Origin of the sequence: Salinispora sp. H7-4 (assembly GCF_013416675.1) — a bacterium.
Lineage (GTDB): Bacteria > Actinomycetota > Actinomycetes > Mycobacteriales > Micromonosporaceae > Micromonospora > Micromonospora vitiensis.
Genome location: NZ_JABZED010000004.1, coordinates 126,453 through 142,856 on the forward strand (window position 1 = coordinate 126,453; position 16,404 = coordinate 142,856).

Here is a 16,404-nt window from a genome sequence, read left to right on the forward strand (position 1 = left end):
GACCCTTCCCCCGAACCATACTCAATGATATGACTATTCCTGTTGTGGATTACCGGCGGCAGTCCTCCCGACCGTCGATCCTGCCCAGCGGCACCCTGCCCACCGTCACCACGCGGAGCGAGACGGCCCCCACCGGCTTCCCCCGCACCCGGGACTCCCGGGGACCTGGAAGGACACCCCCATGAAGCTTGGCTACACGACCGGCTACTGGTCCTCCGGGCCGCCCGAGGGCGTCACGGCGGCCATCGCCGAGGCCGACCGACTCGGCTTCGACTCCGTCTGGGCCGCCGAGGCGTACGGATCGGACTGCCTCACCCCACTCGCGTGGTGGGGAGCGAGCACCTCCACCGTCCGCCTAGGCACCAACATCATGCAGATGTCGGCCCGCACTCCGACCGCCGCGGCGATGGCCGCGCTCACCCTCGACCACCTCTCCGGCGGCCGCTTCGTCCTCGGGCTCGGCGTGTCCGGCCCGCAGGTCGTGGAGGGGTGGTACGGCCAGCCCTATCCGCGACCGCTGGCCCGCACCCGGGAGTACATCGAAATCATCCGTGCCGTCCTCGCCCGGTCCGAACCGGTCACCTACGACGGCGACTTCTTCCAACTACCGCATCGCGGCGGCACCGGGCTGGGTAAGCCGCTGAAGTCCACCGTCCACCCGCTACGCGCCGACATCCCGATCTTCCTCGGCGCCGAGGGGCCGAAGAACGTCGCCCTGGCCGCCGAGATCGCCGACGGCTGGCTACCGATCTTCTTCTCCCCCAAGGCGGACAGCTTCTACCGGGCCGCGCTGACCGAGGGCTTCGCCCGCCCTGGCGCCCGCCGTGACCTGGACACATTCGAGGTCGCCGCGACCGTACCGATCGTCGTCCACGACGACATCGAGCGGGCGGCGGATCGGCTCCGACCCTTCGTCGCGCTCTACGTGGGCGGCATGGGAGCCAAGTCAGTCAACTTCCACCGGGATGTCTTCGCCCGCCTCGGCTACGAGAAGGAGTGCGACGTTATCACCGAGGCGTACCTGGCGGGCGACAAGAAGCGGGCCACCGCCGCCGTGCCGACCGCGCTGGTGGAGGACATCGCCCTGATCGGCCCGGTCGCCAAGGTCCGCGATGAGCTGCAGCGGTGGCGCGAGACGGTGGTCACGACGCTGCTGGTCCAGGGCAACGCCCAGCAGCTACGCCAGATCGCTGAAGTGGTGGGCTGAGCACTCGTCCAGCCGATCGCCCGACCCCGGTTGGCCCACCTAGCTGCGGCCCGCGCCGCCGCGGCGGTGGGCCACCGGAGTCGCCGAGTCAATCACACCGGCGGCTCAACTGGCGCCGTCGTAGCAGATGACCTGCCGAATCACGTCGCCGCGACCGAGAGCGGCGAGGGCATCCCCGACCTCCTCCAGTCGCAGCCGGTGCGTAATCATCGAACTCAGGTCGAGTCGGCCAGCCCGCCAGAGGTCAAACATCCGGTCGAAGTCTCGCGGCGCCTGCGACGCACCGTAGAGCGAGGAAGTGATGCTCTTCCCCTCGAACAACAGCTCGAAGGGACTGAACGTGACCTGCTGATCGGAACGACCGGCACCCACGACCACCACCGCCCCACCCCGACGTGCCTCAGTCCACGCCGCACGCAGCGTCTGCGGCACCGCCACCACGTCGAAGACGGTGTCGAAGCCCTCACCATCGGTGAGCTGAGCCGACAGCTCACCCAAAGCCTCCGGGCCACACCCGTGGGTTGCCCCGAACCGCAGCGCGGTCTGCTGCTTGGCCTCGACCGTGTCGACCGCGACGATGACGGCGGCGCCAGCGAGCCGCGCGCCCTGGATCGCCGCAATACCCACGCCGCCGCAGCCGATCACCGCGACGGCGGCACCGGGCTCGACCCGGGCCGTGTTGATCACGGCGCCGACGCCGGTCATCACGCCACAGCCGACCAGCGCGGCCACCTCGTACGGCACATCGGGGGCCACCTTCACGGCGCCGGCACGGGGAATAACGATCTCCTCGGCGAAGGCGCCGCACCCGGCCATCGCGAAGACCGGGGTCTCGCCGGCCAGGAAACGCGGCTGGGCGTAGCCGGCCAGCACATTGGTCAAGCACAGGTAGGGCTCCCCGCGCGCGCAGGAGGAGCAGGACCCACACGCGGGTAGCCAGTTGACCACGACCCGGTCCCCCTCGGCCAGGTCCTCCACGCCATCGCCGATCGCGATGACATCGCCGGATGCCTCGTGCCCCAGCACCACGGGCATCGGGTGTGGCAGCACCCCCTCGCGCGTTGAGCGGTCGGAGTGACACACCCCGGCCGCTCGAACCCGGATCCGGACCTCCCCCGCGCCCGGCCCGAGCACCGTCACGTCATCGCGAATCTCGACCTTGTCGTCACCCACCGTGTGAAAGATCGCCGCCCTCACGAAATCACCTCCAAAAGTGAAACCTGTTCTAGCCTAGGGCTTGACAAGGGCCCGGGCAAGCGGCTGGGGCGCAGCCGGGGCGACCGGCATAATTCGACCCGTGACCACAAAGAAAGCCAGCAGCGCGGGCCTGCCGTCGGAGCGTCGCACCCACCTCGTACGCCTGGCCGGGGAACTGTTCGCCGAGAAGGGCTTCCGAGCCACCACCGTGCGGGAGATCGCCGACGCGGCCGGAATCCTCTCCGGCAGCCTCTACCACCACTTCGACTCCAAGGAGTCGATCGGGGACGAACTCCTCTCCGGTTTCCTCAACGAGGTGCTCACCGGCTACCGCGAGGCGATCGCCGACACGGACGACCCACGCCGCACGATCGAGCAGTTCGTACGCTCCAGCGCGGCGACGCTGGCCCGACATCGCGCCGCCCTGACCATGCTGCAGAACGACTGGAACCACTTCCGCTCCGTACCCCGCTTCGACTATCTGCGCGACGCCACCCGGGAGATCGAACGCCTCTGGGTAGACCAGTTGGAGCGGGGGAAGCAGAGTGGACTTTTCCGCTCCGATCTGGACACCAAGCTGACCTACCGGCTGCTGCGGGACGTGTTGTGGATACCGACGCGGTGGGGGCAGAACGGCAGCAACGGCTGGAATGCCGACCAGATCGCCGACGCGGTCCTGCGCCTGATATTCGACGGAATTCTCGCTCCGGAGAGCAGGTCGACTGGGGGGTCACCGAGGGATCGCTCTCCCCGGGCGAAGCCAACGCGAAGCTGATACGCTCCCAAGCAAGCGATTGGTCAACCAATGTGCCCGGCGGAGCTACGACTGCCCGCGGACGAGGGAGCACCAATGACAGATCAGCAGTTCACACTGGACGGCACGGTCGCGATCGTGACCGGGGCCGGTAACGGTTTGGGGCGCGCAGAAGCCCTCGAGCTGGCGGCAGGCGGAGCCCGGCTCATCCTCAACGACCTTCCCGGCGATGCCGTCACGACGGTGGCCGCCGAGATCACCGCGGCGGGCGGCGAGGCGACGGTGTGCACCGGTGACATCGGCGACTGGTCCACCGGTGAGTCTCTCCTGAAAACCGCCCTCGACACGTACGGCCGGCTGGACATCCTGGTGAACAACGCCGGCGTCCTCCGCGATCGGATGGTCTTCACGATGTCGGCGCAGGAGTGGGACCTTGTCCTGCGGGTGCACCTGCGGGGCCACTTCGTCACCACCCGCTTCGCCACCGCCTACTGGCGCGAACGCAGCAAGGCACTCGGCACCCCGGTGTACGGCCGGATCATCAACACCTCCTCGGAGGCGTTTCTCCTCGGCTCGCCCGGCCAGCCGAACTACGCCGCGGCGAAAGCCGGCGTTGTGGCACTCACCGTCGCGACCGCGCGAAGCTGTGCCCGGTACGGCGTCCGGGCCAACGCCATCTGCCCGCGAGCGCGCACGGCGATGACCAGCGAGCTCATGGGACCTTCCCCCGAGGATGCGACCGATCCGTTGTCCCCAACGCACGTCGCACCGCTCGTGCGGTACCTCGCGAGCCCGGCCGGAGGTCCGATCAACGGCGAGGTCTTCGTGATCCACGGAGGCGTGGCCGCGGTGCTGGCCCCACCCACCGTGCGCGCAAGTTTCCACACCGATGGCAAGTCCTGGTCGCCCACCGCCCTCCACGACGCCATGGGGCCCCTCTTCGGCGAGCAGGCATCCGGAACGGGCTACGCCAGCGAGGCCACCCTGCCGCTGGCGGCGACCACCTTCGGCGAGAGCCGGTAGCCAACCCCGGGTGCGGCAGGGCGGCGGCGATCGATGGTCGCCGCCGCCCTGCCGCCGCAACTGCCGCCGGTCGCCGGTCGCCGACCGGGACACCACGCCGGGTCGGCGACGACGACCACCACCTACATGAGCTCATCCGTGGTGGGCAGGAGGACGGCCTTCACCTCGGTGAATGCCTCCGCCGAGACGCGCCCGCCCTCTCGCCCGAGACCGGACTGGCCGAATCCGCCAAAGGCCGCATGGGGCTCTACCTGGTAACCATTGACGCCGACGGTTCCGGCCCGCACGGCTCGGGTCAGCCGCATGGCCCGCTTCACATCGCTGGTCCACACCGTGGCGGCGAGTCCGTACTCGGTGTCGTTCGCCAGGCGTACCGCCTCCTGCTCGTCGGTGAACGGCGTCACCCCGAGCACCGGGCCGAAGATCTCCTCCCGGGCGATGGTCATGTCGCTGGTCACGTCGGCGAAGAGCGCCGGCGTCACGAAGTTGCCGGCAGCCAGCTCTCCACCAACCCGTTCACCACCGCAGACCAGGCGGGCCCCCTCCTCCTGCCCCTTCCCGACATAGCCGAGCACGCGGTCCAGCTGCCGTGTGTTGATCAGCGGAGAGGCGGTGGTCTCGGCGTCGAAGGGATCTCCGTAGTTCACCAGGGCGGTCGCACCGGCGGCGATTGAGAGGAAGTCGTCGTAGACCTCCCGCTGGACCAGCGCTCGAGTGTGGGCCACACAGACCTGGCCCGACAGTCCCACCGTGACTGTTCCCATCGTCAGGGCCGCCGCGGCGTAGATGTCGGCATCGGCGAAGACAATCGATGGGCTCTTTCCCCCGAGCTCCAGACTCACCCTGGTGATCCTGTCCGCCGCAGCATGCAGGATGCGCCGGCCCACACCACGGCTGCCGGTAAAGGTGATCTTGTCTACCAGCGGGTGGGTGACCAGCGCCTCGCCGGTGGTCTCCCCGGGACCGGTCACCACGTTGAGCACGCCCGGAGGAACGCCGGCCTCCTCGAGAATCCGCACCAGTCGCAGTACGGCGAAGGTGGCGTACTCCGACGGCTTCAGCACCACGGTGCATCCGGTGGCCAACGCCGGCGCAAGCTTCTGCGCCGCCAGCAGGAGGGGCGCATTCCACGGGATGACCGCCGCCACCACCCCGATCGGCTCGCGCAGGGTGAACACCATGTGGTCACCCCCCTGGTAGGGCGGCAGCGTCTCGCCAGCGAGTTTGTCGACCCAGCCAGCGTGATGATCAAAGATGTCGGCCGCGCACTCGGCCGACACCGCATAGGCGTCACCAAAGCTCAACGGAACACTGTTGTCGAGCGCCTGGAGCGCAAGCAGTTCGTCGGCGTGCTCCCGGATGAGGTCAGCGGTCCGCCGCAGCACCCGGATGCGCTCCTTCGCCCGGCTGTGGGGCCAGGGCCCCTCGTCGAACGCAGTTCGGGCGGCTCGGACGGCGATGTCCACGTCGACGGCGTCCGCGACCGCGAACTTCCCCACCTCCTCACCCGTCGCCGGATGCAGGTGCACCCAGGTCCGGTCATCCCGCGACGGCCGCCAGTCACCGGCGAGGAGCAGTTCCCCCCGGGTCAGTCCCACCGCGTCCCGTCGTGACTTAATCGAGAGAACCATGCCCACCCTCCACAGCAATCAGGTATAACCTGTTCTATTTCTCGGCAGGATACGCCGAACCCGTGGGCGCTGCCAGGCTCCGGGTGAGGCATCGATACACAGCTCGGCTTCGTGATAGATTCCGCCAAGCAAGCGCTAGGTTCGTGGCAGCTGTCTGGGCGGCGTTCGGGGGCTGGCCGTGCGTGTCGCTTTCCGTTCGGAGCAGACGGTGGAATCCGTTACGGAGCAGCCGGTGGAGCTGGAGGCATCAACGATGGGCATCGACATTCGCGGCGACGAACGGATCAGCGAGGTGGTCATCGCCATCCCCCCGGTCAACGCCCTGGCGGGCGACGACTGGTTCGCATTGGCCGACGCCATCCACACCGCTGCTGCCAGCCCCACTGTGGCGGCCGTGATCCTCAGCGCCGAGGGGCGAGGATTCTGCGCCGGTGTGGATCTCAAGGAGCTCCAGCACAGTACCGACCACGCGGCGCTGATCGGCGTCAACCGGGGCTGCTATGCCGCCTTCGCCGCCGTCTACGAGTGTCCGGTGCCGGTCGTGGCAGCCGTCCACGGCTTCTGCCTCGGTGGCGGTGTCGGCCTCGCCGGCACCGCCGACATCGTGGTGGCCGCCGACGATGCCACCTTCGGTCTACCAGAGGTGGACCGGGGTGCCTTGGGCGCAGCGACGCACCTGTCCCGGCTGGTGCCGCAACAACTCATGCGGGCGATGGTCTACACCTGCCGGCAGATCACCGCACCGGAGCTGCGGGACTTCGGGTCGGTGCTCGACGTGGTGCCACGGGAGCAACTGGCGGCCACGGCTCGCCGGGTCGCCGAGGAGATCGCGGCCAAGGACCCAGTCATCATTCGTCGGGCAAAGGAGTCACTCAACGGGATCGACCCCATCGACCTCCGCCGGTCCTACCGCTACGAGCAGGGCTTCACCTACGAGCTGAGCCTCGCGGGCGTTTCCGACCAGGCGAGACAGAGCTTCTTCGACCGAGGCAAGCACTGACCGATCGACGAGGGAGGGTGGCCTGACCCATGGCCGACAAGGTAGTGAGCATCGCGGAGGCAGTCGGCGAGCTGCGCTCCGGCATGACGATCGGCATCGGGGGTTGGGGGTCCCGACGGAAGCCGATGGCGCTGGTCCGCGCCATCGCCCGGTCCGCCCTCACCGATCTCACCATCGTGTCCTATGGCGGACCCGACATCGGCCTGTTGGTGGCGGCGGGGCGGGTGCGGCGAGTGGTGACCGGGTTCGTCTCCCTCGACAGCATCCCCCTCGAGCCCCACTTTCGGCGAGCCCGGCAGCTGGGTGCCGTCGAGCTGACCGAGCTGGACGAGGGAATGCTGCACTGGGGGCTGCTCGCCGCCGCGCGACGACTTCCCTACCTGCCGATCCGCGCCGGGCTGGGCTCCGATGTCCTGCGGATAAACCCTGAACTCCGTACGGTGCGGTCCCCCTACTCCGACGGCGAGGAGCTGGTGGCGATGCCGGCCCTCACCCTGGATGTTGCGTTCGTACACCTGAACCGGGCCGACCGTCAGGGCAATGGTCAGTACCTGGGCCCGGACCCGTACTTCGACGATCTCTTCTGCCTCGCCGCTGCCCGGAGCTTCATCTCCTGCGAGCGGTTGGTCGACCCGGTCGAGCTACGCTCCGGCGGCCCGGCGCAGAGCCTCCTGATCAGCCGCATGATGGTCAACGGCGTCCTCGAGACCCCGCATGGCGCGCACTTCACCAGCTGCGTGCCGGACTACGACCGCGACGAGGCGTTCCAGCGTGAGTACGCGGAATCCGCTGCCAGCCCGCAGGCCTGGGACCGATTCCGGGCTCGTTACCTCGATGCGGATGAGGCCCACTACCAGCGAGCCGTGTCGTGACCGGGGCCAGCCGGGTCGAGGTCTGCATCGTCGCCTGCGCCGAGGCATGGCGGGGCGACGGCGAGATCCTGGCCAGCTCCATCGGACTGATCCCCCGTCTGGCCGCCCAGTTGGCCCGCCGGACCTTCGCTCCCGACCTGGTGCTCAGCGACGGCGAGGCCGGGCTGGTCGGCGACGACGGGGCCGAGGGGTGGCTGCCCTACCGTGCGGTGCTCGGCATCGCCGCTGCCGGTCGTCGCCACATGATGATGGGGGCAAGCCAGCTGGACCGGTACGGCAACCAGAACATCTCCTGCATCGGCTCCTGGGCACAGCCCACCACCCAGCTGCTCGGGGTACGCGGCGCCCCGGGCAACACCATCAACCATCCCACCAGCTACTGGGTGCCCCGCCACACCCGACGGGTCTTCGTGGACCGGGTCGACGTGGTCTGCGGCATCGGCTACGACCAGGCCGCCGCCCTCGGTCCTCCGGGCAACCGGTTCCACGAGATCCGCATGGTGGTGACGGACAAGGCGGTCCTCGACTTCCAGTCCCCAGATCGGGGGATGCGGTTGCGCTCCGTACACCCCGGCGTCAGCGTGGACGAGGTCGTGGCCGCAACCGGCTTCCCGTTGCAGCTGCCGGATCACATCCCGGCGACCAGGACCCCCAGCGATCACGAGCTGCGACTCATCCGCGATCGACTGGATCCGGCCGGGTTACGAGATCACGAGTTGGGTCGGTGAATCCCCGACGCCCGTCCGGCTGTTCCTGCCCGGTAACGACAGGGAGACCACCATGCACCCGGCACTGCGCACCCAGTTGACCGAGTTGGTCGGCGTTCGGTACCCCATCGTGCAGACCGGCATGGGCTATGTCTCCGGTGCCCGGTTGACCGCGGCGACAGCCCGGGCCGGCGGCCTCGGCATCATCGCCTCGGCCACGATGAACCTCGACGAGTTGCGTTCCGCGATCCACGAGGTGCGTCGGTGTACCTCCGCGCCATTCGGGGTCAACCTGCGCGCGGACGCAACGGACGTGCGGGAGCGGGTCGAGTTGGTCATCGCGGAGTCGGTCCGGGTCGTCTCGTTCGCGCTCGCGCCGCGCCGCGACCTCATCAGCCGGCTCCGCGACGCCGGGGTGATCACGATCCCGTCCGTCGGCGCCCTCCGGCACGCGGAGAAGGTGGCCGGTTGGGGGGCGGACGCCGTCCTGGTCCAGGGGGGCGAGGGTGGTGGGCACACGGGGCCGGTGCCCACCAGCCTGCTCCTGCCCCAGGTGGTGGACGCGGTCGACATACCGGTGGTCGCGGCGGGCGGCTTCTTTGACGGCCGCGGCCTGGTCTCCGCCCTCGCCTACGGCGCGGCGGGAATCGCCATGGGTACCCGGTTCCTGTTGACCAGCGACAGCCCGGTCGGCTCGGCAGTGAAACAGACCTATCTCGACAGCGGCCCCACCGACACCGTGGTCACCACGCAGGTCGACGGTGTACCGCACCGGGTCCTCCGAACCCGGTTCGTGGACCGGCTCGAACGATCGGGACGGATCAGCACCCTGGCCAACGCGTTCGGGCGGGCCCTCGCGTTGCGCCGACGCACCGCGATGCCGTGGTCGACGCTGATTCGGGACGGCTTCGCCGCCCGGCGCAGCCGCGAACTCTCCTGGTCCCAGACGCTGATGGCTGCCAACACCCCGGTGCTACTTCGCGCGGCGATGGTGGACGGCCGAGCCGACCTCGGGGTGATGTCCGCCGGGCAGGTGGTGGGGCTCATCGACGACCTGCCCTCGTGCGCGGAGCTCATCGACCGGATCATGGCCGAGGCAGATGGCTGCCTATCCCGGCTTACAACCGCTCAATGATGGTGACGTTCGCCTGGCCACCCCCCTCGCACATCGTCTGCAACCCATACCGACCGCCGGAGCGGTCCAACTCGTGCAGCAGGGTGGTCATCAGCCGCGCGCCGGTCGCACCGAGCGGATGCCCAAGGGCGATCGCCCCACCGTTGACATTGACCCGATCCAGCTCCGCGCCGGTTTCCCGCAGCCAGGCGAGCACCACACTGGCGAACGCCTCGTTGATCTCGATCAGGTCAATCTGGTCGAGCGTCATCCCGGCCCGCCGCAACGCGACCTCGGTTGCCCGGATCGGCGCGGTCAGCATCAGCACCGGGTCGTCGCCCCGGGCGCTGAGATGGTGGACGCGGGCCCGGGGCGACAGCCCGTGCAGCCGGAGTCCCCGCTCGGAGGCGACCAGCACGACGCTGGCCGCGTCGGCGAGTTGGCTGGCGAGCGCCGCGGTGGTCGTCCCGTCGGGACGTAGCGGGGCAAGGGTGGCCATCGCCGCCAGGGAGGTATCCGGTCGCGGGCACTCGTCGACCGTACTGCCGGCACAGGGCACGATCTCAGCGGCGAACCGTCCCGCCTCCCGGGCGCGGACCGCCCGCTCGTGACTGAGCAACGCGTACTGTTCCATCTCGGGACGAGTGATCCCCCACCGGGCGGCGATGAGGTCTGCGCTGCGGAACTGGGAGATCTCTTCCTCCCCATAGCGAGCCGCCCACCCGACGGAGCCGGCGTACGGGCCGTGCGGGGCCATCGCACTCGCGATCGGCACCTGACTCATGCTCTGCACGCCACCGGCGACCACCAGGTCTGCGGTGCCGGCCAGGACGGCCTGGGCGGCGAAGTGCACCGCCTGCTGGGACGAGCCACACTGTCGGTCGACGGTCACCCCGGGCACCTCCTCCGGTAGGCCAGCCGCCAGCCAAGCCGTCCGGGCGATGTCACCGGACTGGGGCCCGAGGGTGTCCACGCAGCCGAACACAACGTCATCAATCGCGGCAGGGTCAACCCCCACCCGGTCCAGTAGGGACGCGATGACCTGACCACCGAGGTCTGCGGGGTGCACCTCGGCCAGCCCACCACCGCGCCGCCCCACCGGGCTGCGCACCGCGTCGACAAGGTATGCCTCGCTCATCCGAGCCTCCTCCGTTATGCTAGAACGCGTTCTAAATCTAGCCGAATGGGGCAGCGCTATGCACCTCTCCTACTCGGTCGAACAACAACAACTCCGTTCCCGACTGCGCGCGTACTTCGCCGAGCTGATGAGCCCCGAAGTCCGCGAGGCACTCGCCATGACCGATGGCGAGTATGGAGACGGCAAGGTCTACCGCGACATCGTGCGACGCCTGGGCCAGGATGGCTGGCTGACGCTCGGCTGGCCCCGGGAGTACGGCGGCGGGGACCGGTCCATGCTGGATCAACTCATCTTCACCGACGAGGCGGCGGTCACGGGCGTGCCGGTTCCGTTCCTGACCATCAACACCATCGGACCGACGCTGATGCGCTTCGGCACCGAGCGGCAACGCGCCGAGTACCTGCCCCGGATCGCCGCCGGCGAGCTGCACTTCTCGATCGGCTACTCCGAACCGGAGGCGGGCACCGACCTGGCCGCCCTGCGCACCACCGCGGTCCACGACGGTGAGAGCTATCTGGTCAACGGCCAGAAGATGTGGACCAGCCTCATCCAGTACGCGGACTACGTCTGGCTGGCCTGCCGCACGGCACCGGAGGCCCCCCGGCACAAGGGTCTGTCAATCCTCATCGTGCCGACCGACTCGCCGGGCTTCTCGTGGACTCCGGTGCGCACCGTCGCCGGGCCGACCACCAGCGCCACCTACTACACCGACGTCCGGGTACCGCGCTCCGCGCTGGTGGGCGCGGAGAACCAGGGCTGGCCGCTGATCACCAACCAGCTCAACCACGAGCGGGTCGCGCTCACCTCGGCCGCCCCGATCCGACACGCGTTACGGGAGGTGCGGGACTGGGCCCAGGCCACCACCCTGCCGGGCGGGAAACGGGTCATCGACCAGGAGTGGGTCCAGCTGCACCTGGCCCGGGTGCACGCCAAGGCAGAGTTCCTCAAGGTCTACAACTGGCGACTCGCCGCCGAGTCCGCCAGCGGCCTCGACCCGGCCGCCGCCTCGGCTACCAAGGTCTACGGAACCGAATTCGCCATCGAAGCGTACCGGCTGCTCATGGAGGTGCTCGGCACGAACGCGGCGGTACGGCAGGGGTCCCGCGGTGCCTTGCTGCGCGGGCGGGTGGAGGGGTTGCATCGCTCCGCCCTGATCCTCACCTTCGGCGGCGGCACCAACGAGGTGCAGCGAGACATCATCGCCACCGTCGGCCTGGGTCTGCCAGCGGCCCGTCGGCGCACCCAACGGCAGGAGTAGTCATGAGATTCGCCCCAAGCGAGAGCCACCGCGACCTCGCCCGGCTGACCCGGCAGATCCTCACCGACCAGGTCACCACGGACCGGCTCCGGGACCTCGAGGCGAAGGACACCTACCTGGACCGACCACTCTGGCGGGAACTCGCCACGGCGGGGGTGCTCGCCGCCGCGCTGCCCCACCGGGCGGGTGGTGACGGGCTGGGCCTGATGGAGCAGTGCGGCGTTCTGGTCGAGGTGGGCCGGAGCGTCGCCCCCGTGCCCTACCTGTCCAGCATCGTGACGGCGGCGGCCGGACTGGCCACCTTCGGTGACGACCAGCAGGTCACTCGGTGGGTCACTCCAGCCCGGGAGGGGACCATTGTCCTGACCGCCGCCCTCACGGAGGGTGAGGTAGGTGCCGAGCGCGTCGCCGGCCGTTGGGTGTTGACCGGGACGAAGACGACCGTTCCGGCCGCGCCGGACGCCGACCTGGTGCTGGTCCCGGCCCAGTTCGGCCGTACGACCGTGGTCTTCCTCGTCTGCCCCGACGACCCCGGGGTTACGGTGGAGCCGCAGCAGGTGGCGGGGGGTGAGGGGGCTGGCTGGCTGGACCTGGCCCGGGTGGCTCTTCCCGACGAAAGACTGCTCGGCACCGTTGCGGACGGCAGCGCCATCGCCGCCTGGCTCACCACCCGGGCCACCATCGGATCCTGCGCCCTCCAGCTCGGGGTGACCGAGCGGGCGCTGGAGTTGACCGCGGAGTACGTCCGAAACCGGGTCCAGTTCGGTCGCCCGATCGGCACCTTCCAGGCGGTGGCGCAGCGACTCGCCGACACCTACATCGATGTTGAAGCGATCCGGCTCACGCTCTGGCAGGCGGCTTGGCGGCTCGCCGAAGGGCTACCCTGCCCCACCGAGGTGGCGACGGCCAAGTTCTGGGCCGCCGATGCCGGACACCGGGTCGCGCACACCGCCGTCCACCTCCACGGTGGCGTAGGAATCGACCTTGACCACCAACTCCACCGCTATTTTCTTGCCGCGAAGCACCACGAGTTCCGGTTGGGCGGTGCCACCGCCCAACTACGGGCGATCGGGGCCGCCCTCACCTCGACCGAGTGGGAAGACCACGATGGCTCGGCCGGTGAGTCAACAGCCGCCGCCTGAACCCGGAGGGCGGCACGGCGGGCCGCAGCCAACCGCCTCGCGGGTCTACCTTCGAGACGTTGACGGCACGGAGAACACACCATAGATTGACAAACATGGATTTAATGGGAGTTGGCACACGGGGCCCTCGACGCAACCCCGAGAACCACTCCCCCTCCGACCTGATTGGTGGTGACCGCCGCGACCGGGTTGACCCGGACGGCGATCGCCACGGATGCGGTCGGCCGCCAGCCACCGGCGATCCCGCCATCCGCCTATTGATCAACCTCGATCGAAGCTGCGAGCCGGTCACCACCAGGCGGGAGACCTGAGCCGAAGGACGGTCGGCGCGCGCCCGACGCAACCAATGGGCATCGGACACCGATCACGACCAACGATTGAAGGGGCCGAGCATGACAGGTACAAACCTTTCCCGACGTGGCCTACTCCGGGCCACCACGCTCGGCGCCGGCGCCGCCGTCGCCGGGGCCGCTTTGGGGCACCAGGCGGCCCAGGCGGGTGGTCCGGTACCCGCGTTGGCCGGAAAGACCGCCGTGGTCATTGGAAGTGGCTTCGGCGGGGCGGTCGCCGCCTACCGACTCGGCCAGGCCGGAGTGGCCACCACCGTGCTGGAGCGTGGTCGCCGCTGGGATGTGGACGGCTCCGGCACCACGTTCTGCAGCATCAATGAGCCGGACTGGCGGTGTGGCTGGTTCCTGGACACCCCACCACTGGGCCTCAACCTCGGCTCGACAATCGAGAAACGTGCTGGGTTGATCGCCCGCCACGAGGGAGATGGAATCTCGGTGCTGAGCGGAACCGGAGTTGGCGGGGGCTCCCTCGCCATCGGGATGTTCCTACCGCAGCCGCGACGCAGCGAGTGGGAGCAGGTGTACCCGACCGAGGTCGGCTACGACGAGATGAACAATGTCTACTGGCCCCGGGCTCGGCAACGCCTCGGCGCCGCGCCGATCCCCGAGGACGTCCAGAACAGCGGTCCCTACCGGGCGGCCCGAGCCTGGCTGGAATACCTGTCGGAGTTCAGGCAGACCCCCCTCCCCATCCCGTTCGCCGTGGATTGGGACGTGGTCCGCGCCGAACTCGCCGGTGACGCCGTGCCCTGCCACACGATCGGCGAGGGCCCGTACGGCAGCAACTCCGGGGCGAAGAACAGCGTGGACCGCAACTACCTCGCCTGGGCCACCGCGACCGGCAACGTGACCACCCTGGCGTTGCACGAGGTCACCGAAATTCACGAGGTGTCCGGCCAGGACAAGTTCGAGATCAGGTGCCGACAGATCGACGAGCACGGCACGGTCCTCTCCACCAAGACCTTCGTCTGTGACTACCTGTTCATGGCGGCCGGCTCCGTCTACACCACCTCGCTGCTGCTCACCTCCCGGGCCAAGGGCGGGCTTCCCCGCCTGGTCAACCAGGAGGTGGGTAAGGGCTGGGGCAACAACGGCGACTTCCTGGTGACCCGGGTCAACCTACGAAAGGACGTCGGCCACGCCCAGGGCGGTCCGGGTAGCGTCAAGTACATCGACGAGGACAACCCGTACGCACCCACCTCGATGGCGTGGGAGGCGGCACCGGTTCCCCGTTGGATGCCGCGCACCACGGCGCACCTGGTGACCACCATGGCTCCGGAACGAGGCGAGATTCGCTACGACCCGGATACCGGCGCCGGCAAGGTGCACTGGCCGTACGGGGTGCTGGAGACCACCGGCGAGAAGGCGGCGGTTGACCTGGTTACCCGGTTGTGGTGGGAGACCGAGGGTCGCAAGGGATACCTCCTGAACGGGCTGCCGACCTATGCCCGGAACCTCGGCACCGGACTCGGCGCGGCGAACACCTGGCACCCGTTGGGCGGCATGGTCATGGGTAAGGCGACCGACTTCGGCGGTCGTTGCCTCGACTACCCCAACCTCTTCTGCATCGATGGCTCAATCCTGCCGGGTACGGCCTGCCTGGCTAACCCTTCCCTGACCATCACGGCGAACGCCGAACGCTGCATGGACCGGTTCCTCGCTGAGCACTCCTGACCCGTACGGGGGGCCCGGCCGCGTGCCGGGCCCCCCGTTCAGTGGTACTGCACCGGCAGCTCTCGGATCCCGTTGATCCAGCCCGACCGCAGCCGCTGCGGATCGGCCAGCTGGCGGATGTCCGGCAAATGGTCGGCGATCGAATTGAAGATCAGTTCGATCTCCAGGCGGGCGAGGTTCGCACCCAGACAGAAGTGCACCCCACTACCGCCGAACCCCAGGTGCGGATTGGGGCTACGGGTGATGTCGAACCGTTCCGGCTCCTCGAACACCGACTCGTCGAAGTTGGCCGACCCGTAGAAGAGCGCCACCCGTTGGCCGGCGGAAATCGCCTGTCCGGCCAGGGTGGTGTCGACCAACGCGGTGCGTTGGAAGACGTTCACCGGGGTCGCCCAACGGATGATCTCCTCGACCGCGCTCCGGGGGCGCTCGGCCTTGAACAGTTCCCACTGGTCTGGGTTCTCGAGGAAGGCCAACATGCCGTGGGTGATCGCGTTCCGGGTCGTCTCGTTGCCCGCCACCGCCAAGAGCATCACGAAGAAGCCGAACTCGTCGGCGGTCAGGTGCTCCCCGTCGATCTGCGCGTTGACCAGCTGGGTCACCAGATCGTCGCTCGGGTTGCGCTGTCGCTCGTGGGCCATCTCCATCGCGTACGCGAGCAGCTCGGCTGAGGCGGCCATCGGATCCACGCCGTACGCCGGATCGTCGTAGCCGATCAGCTGGTTCGACCAGTCGAAGACCTTGCGACGGTGATGCTGCGGCACCCCGATCAGCTCTGCGATCGCCTGCAGCGGCAGTTCGCAGGCGACATCGGTGACGAAGTCACCCGTGTCACGCGCGGCCGCGTCCCGCACGATGCGCTCGGCGCGCTCCGCCAACGACCCACGCAACGCGTTGATCGCTCTGGGAGTGAAGCCACGGGACACGATGGCCCGTAGCTTGGTGTGCTCCGGCGGGTCAACGTTGATCATGATGACCCGCTGCATCTCTCGATCCGCCTGGGTGGTGCCCGGCTGGAAACGGGCGATCGCCGTGTTCTCCCGGGTCGAGTACGTTTCGCTGTCCCGGGAAACCGCCATGACATCGGCGTACCGGGTGACCACCCAGTACCCGTCGTCGTCGAAACCGCCCGATCCCTTCGGTTGGGCGTTCCACCAGACCGGGGCCGTCCGGCGCAACTCGGCGAACTCCTCCCGAGGCACACGGCGCTCCAGGACGGCCGGGTCGGTGAAGTCAAATCCCACTGGAATACGCGGCTCAGTCATCGAACCTCCTACTGTAACCTGTTCTAATATTCAAACAGATCAAATGTTGTTTCGACAACGTAGCGTGAGCTC

General features: G+C 68.8%; 15 protein-coding genes. 11 read left to right on the forward strand and 4 right to left on the reverse strand.

Annotated features, from left to right (window positions below; all coding sequences use genetic code 11):
* Nucleotides 1-29 precede the first annotated feature (29 nt).
* Entirely contained in the window at nt 30-185 is a 156-nt protein-coding gene (locus tag H0524_RS05790; protein WP_180197723.1) for a hypothetical protein, read from the forward strand.
* Nucleotides 182-1,207, forward strand: coding sequence for an LLM class F420-dependent oxidoreductase (locus H0524_RS05795; RefSeq protein WP_180197724.1), 1,026 nt, complete (start codon nt 182-184; stop codon nt 1,205-1,207). Before H0524_RS05790 ends, H0524_RS05795 begins: the two co-directional genes overlap by 4 nt.
* 105 nt (nt 1,208-1,312) lie before the next feature.
* Here the strand turns inward: H0524_RS05795 and H0524_RS05800 are convergent, their stop codons facing one another.
* Nucleotides 1,313-2,404 carry a Zn-dependent alcohol dehydrogenase gene (locus tag H0524_RS05800; RefSeq protein WP_180197725.1) on the reverse strand — a complete coding sequence of 364 codons (1,092 nt, stop codon included), beginning with the start codon at nt 2,402-2,404 and terminating at the stop codon, nt 1,313-1,315.
* Nucleotides 2,405-2,504: 100 nt separating this feature from the next.
* Between H0524_RS05800 and H0524_RS05805 the strand changes: the two genes are divergently transcribed.
* Both H0524_RS05805 and H0524_RS05810 read left to right on the forward strand, forming a co-directional pair.
* On the forward strand, nt 2,505-3,179 hold the full coding sequence (locus H0524_RS05805; protein ID WP_180197726.1) for a TetR/AcrR family transcriptional regulator: 675 nt from the start codon (nt 2,505-2,507) through the stop codon (nt 3,177-3,179).
* 75 nt (nt 3,180-3,254) lie between these two features.
* On the forward strand, nt 3,255-4,181 hold the full coding sequence (locus H0524_RS05810; protein WP_180197727.1) for an SDR family NAD(P)-dependent oxidoreductase: 927 nt from the start codon (nt 3,255-3,257) through the stop codon (nt 4,179-4,181).
* 122 nt (nt 4,182-4,303) lie between these two features.
* On the opposite strand, the gene H0524_RS05815 is transcribed toward H0524_RS05810, so the two are convergent.
* Nucleotides 4,304-5,812, reverse strand: coding sequence for an aldehyde dehydrogenase (locus tag H0524_RS05815; RefSeq protein ID WP_180197728.1), 1,509 nt, complete (start codon nt 5,810-5,812; stop codon nt 4,304-4,306).
* A gap of 253 nt (nt 5,813-6,065) precedes the next feature.
* Between H0524_RS05815 and H0524_RS05820 the strand changes: the two genes are divergently transcribed.
* Genes H0524_RS05820 through H0524_RS05835 form a run of 4 tightly spaced genes read left to right on the forward strand, consistent with a single transcriptional unit; the run spans nt 6,066 to nt 9,526 of the window.
* On the forward strand, nt 6,066-6,812 hold the full coding sequence (locus H0524_RS05820; protein ID WP_180197802.1) for an enoyl-CoA hydratase family protein: 747 nt from the start codon (nt 6,066-6,068) through the stop codon (nt 6,810-6,812).
* Nucleotides 6,813-6,841: 29 nt separating this feature from the next.
* On the forward strand, nt 6,842-7,684 hold the full coding sequence (locus H0524_RS05825; RefSeq protein ID WP_180197729.1) for a CoA transferase subunit A: 843 nt from the start codon (nt 6,842-6,844) through the stop codon (nt 7,682-7,684).
* Entirely contained in the window at nt 7,681-8,412 is a 732-nt protein-coding gene (locus tag H0524_RS05830; protein WP_180197730.1) for a CoA-transferase, read from the forward strand. Before H0524_RS05825 ends, H0524_RS05830 begins: the two co-directional genes overlap by 4 nt.
* A 25-nt stretch (nt 8,413-8,437) precedes the next feature.
* Nucleotides 8,438-9,526 (forward strand): nitronate monooxygenase family protein, encoded by a 1,089-nt coding sequence (locus tag H0524_RS05835; RefSeq protein ID WP_255435811.1) that lies wholly within the window; start codon nt 8,438-8,440, stop codon nt 9,524-9,526.
* On the opposite strand, the gene H0524_RS05840 is transcribed toward H0524_RS05835, so the two are convergent.
* A complete protein-coding gene (locus H0524_RS05840) occupies nt 9,510-10,643 on the reverse strand; it encodes an acetyl-CoA C-acetyltransferase (protein ID WP_180197732.1) in 1,134 nt (377 codons plus the stop codon). The two genes, H0524_RS05835 and H0524_RS05840, sit on opposite strands and share 17 nt — an antisense overlap.
* A gap of 58 nt (nt 10,644-10,701) precedes the next feature.
* Between H0524_RS05840 and H0524_RS05845 the strand changes: the two genes are divergently transcribed.
* The 3 genes from H0524_RS05845 (at nt 10,702) to H0524_RS05855 (ending at nt 15,067) form a co-directional block, all read left to right on the forward strand.
* Nucleotides 10,702-11,901, forward strand: coding sequence for an acyl-CoA dehydrogenase family protein (locus tag H0524_RS05845; RefSeq protein ID WP_180197733.1), 1,200 nt, complete (start codon nt 10,702-10,704; stop codon nt 11,899-11,901).
* Between the two features lie 2 nt (nt 11,902-11,903).
* Entirely contained in the window at nt 11,904-13,043 is a 1,140-nt protein-coding gene (locus H0524_RS05850; RefSeq protein WP_180197734.1) for an acyl-CoA dehydrogenase family protein, read from the forward strand.
* 392 nt (nt 13,044-13,435) lie between these two features.
* Nucleotides 13,436-15,067 (forward strand): GMC oxidoreductase, encoded by a 1,632-nt coding sequence (locus H0524_RS05855; RefSeq protein ID WP_180197735.1) that lies wholly within the window; start codon nt 13,436-13,438, stop codon nt 15,065-15,067.
* 38 nt (nt 15,068-15,105) lie between these two features.
* Here the strand turns inward: H0524_RS05855 and H0524_RS05860 are convergent, their stop codons facing one another.
* Nucleotides 15,106-16,332: a cytochrome P450 gene (locus tag H0524_RS05860; protein WP_180197736.1), complete on the reverse strand. Its 1,227-nt coding sequence runs from the start codon at nt 16,330-16,332 to the stop codon at nt 15,106-15,108.
* Between the last annotated feature and the right edge of the window lie 72 nt (nt 16,333-16,404).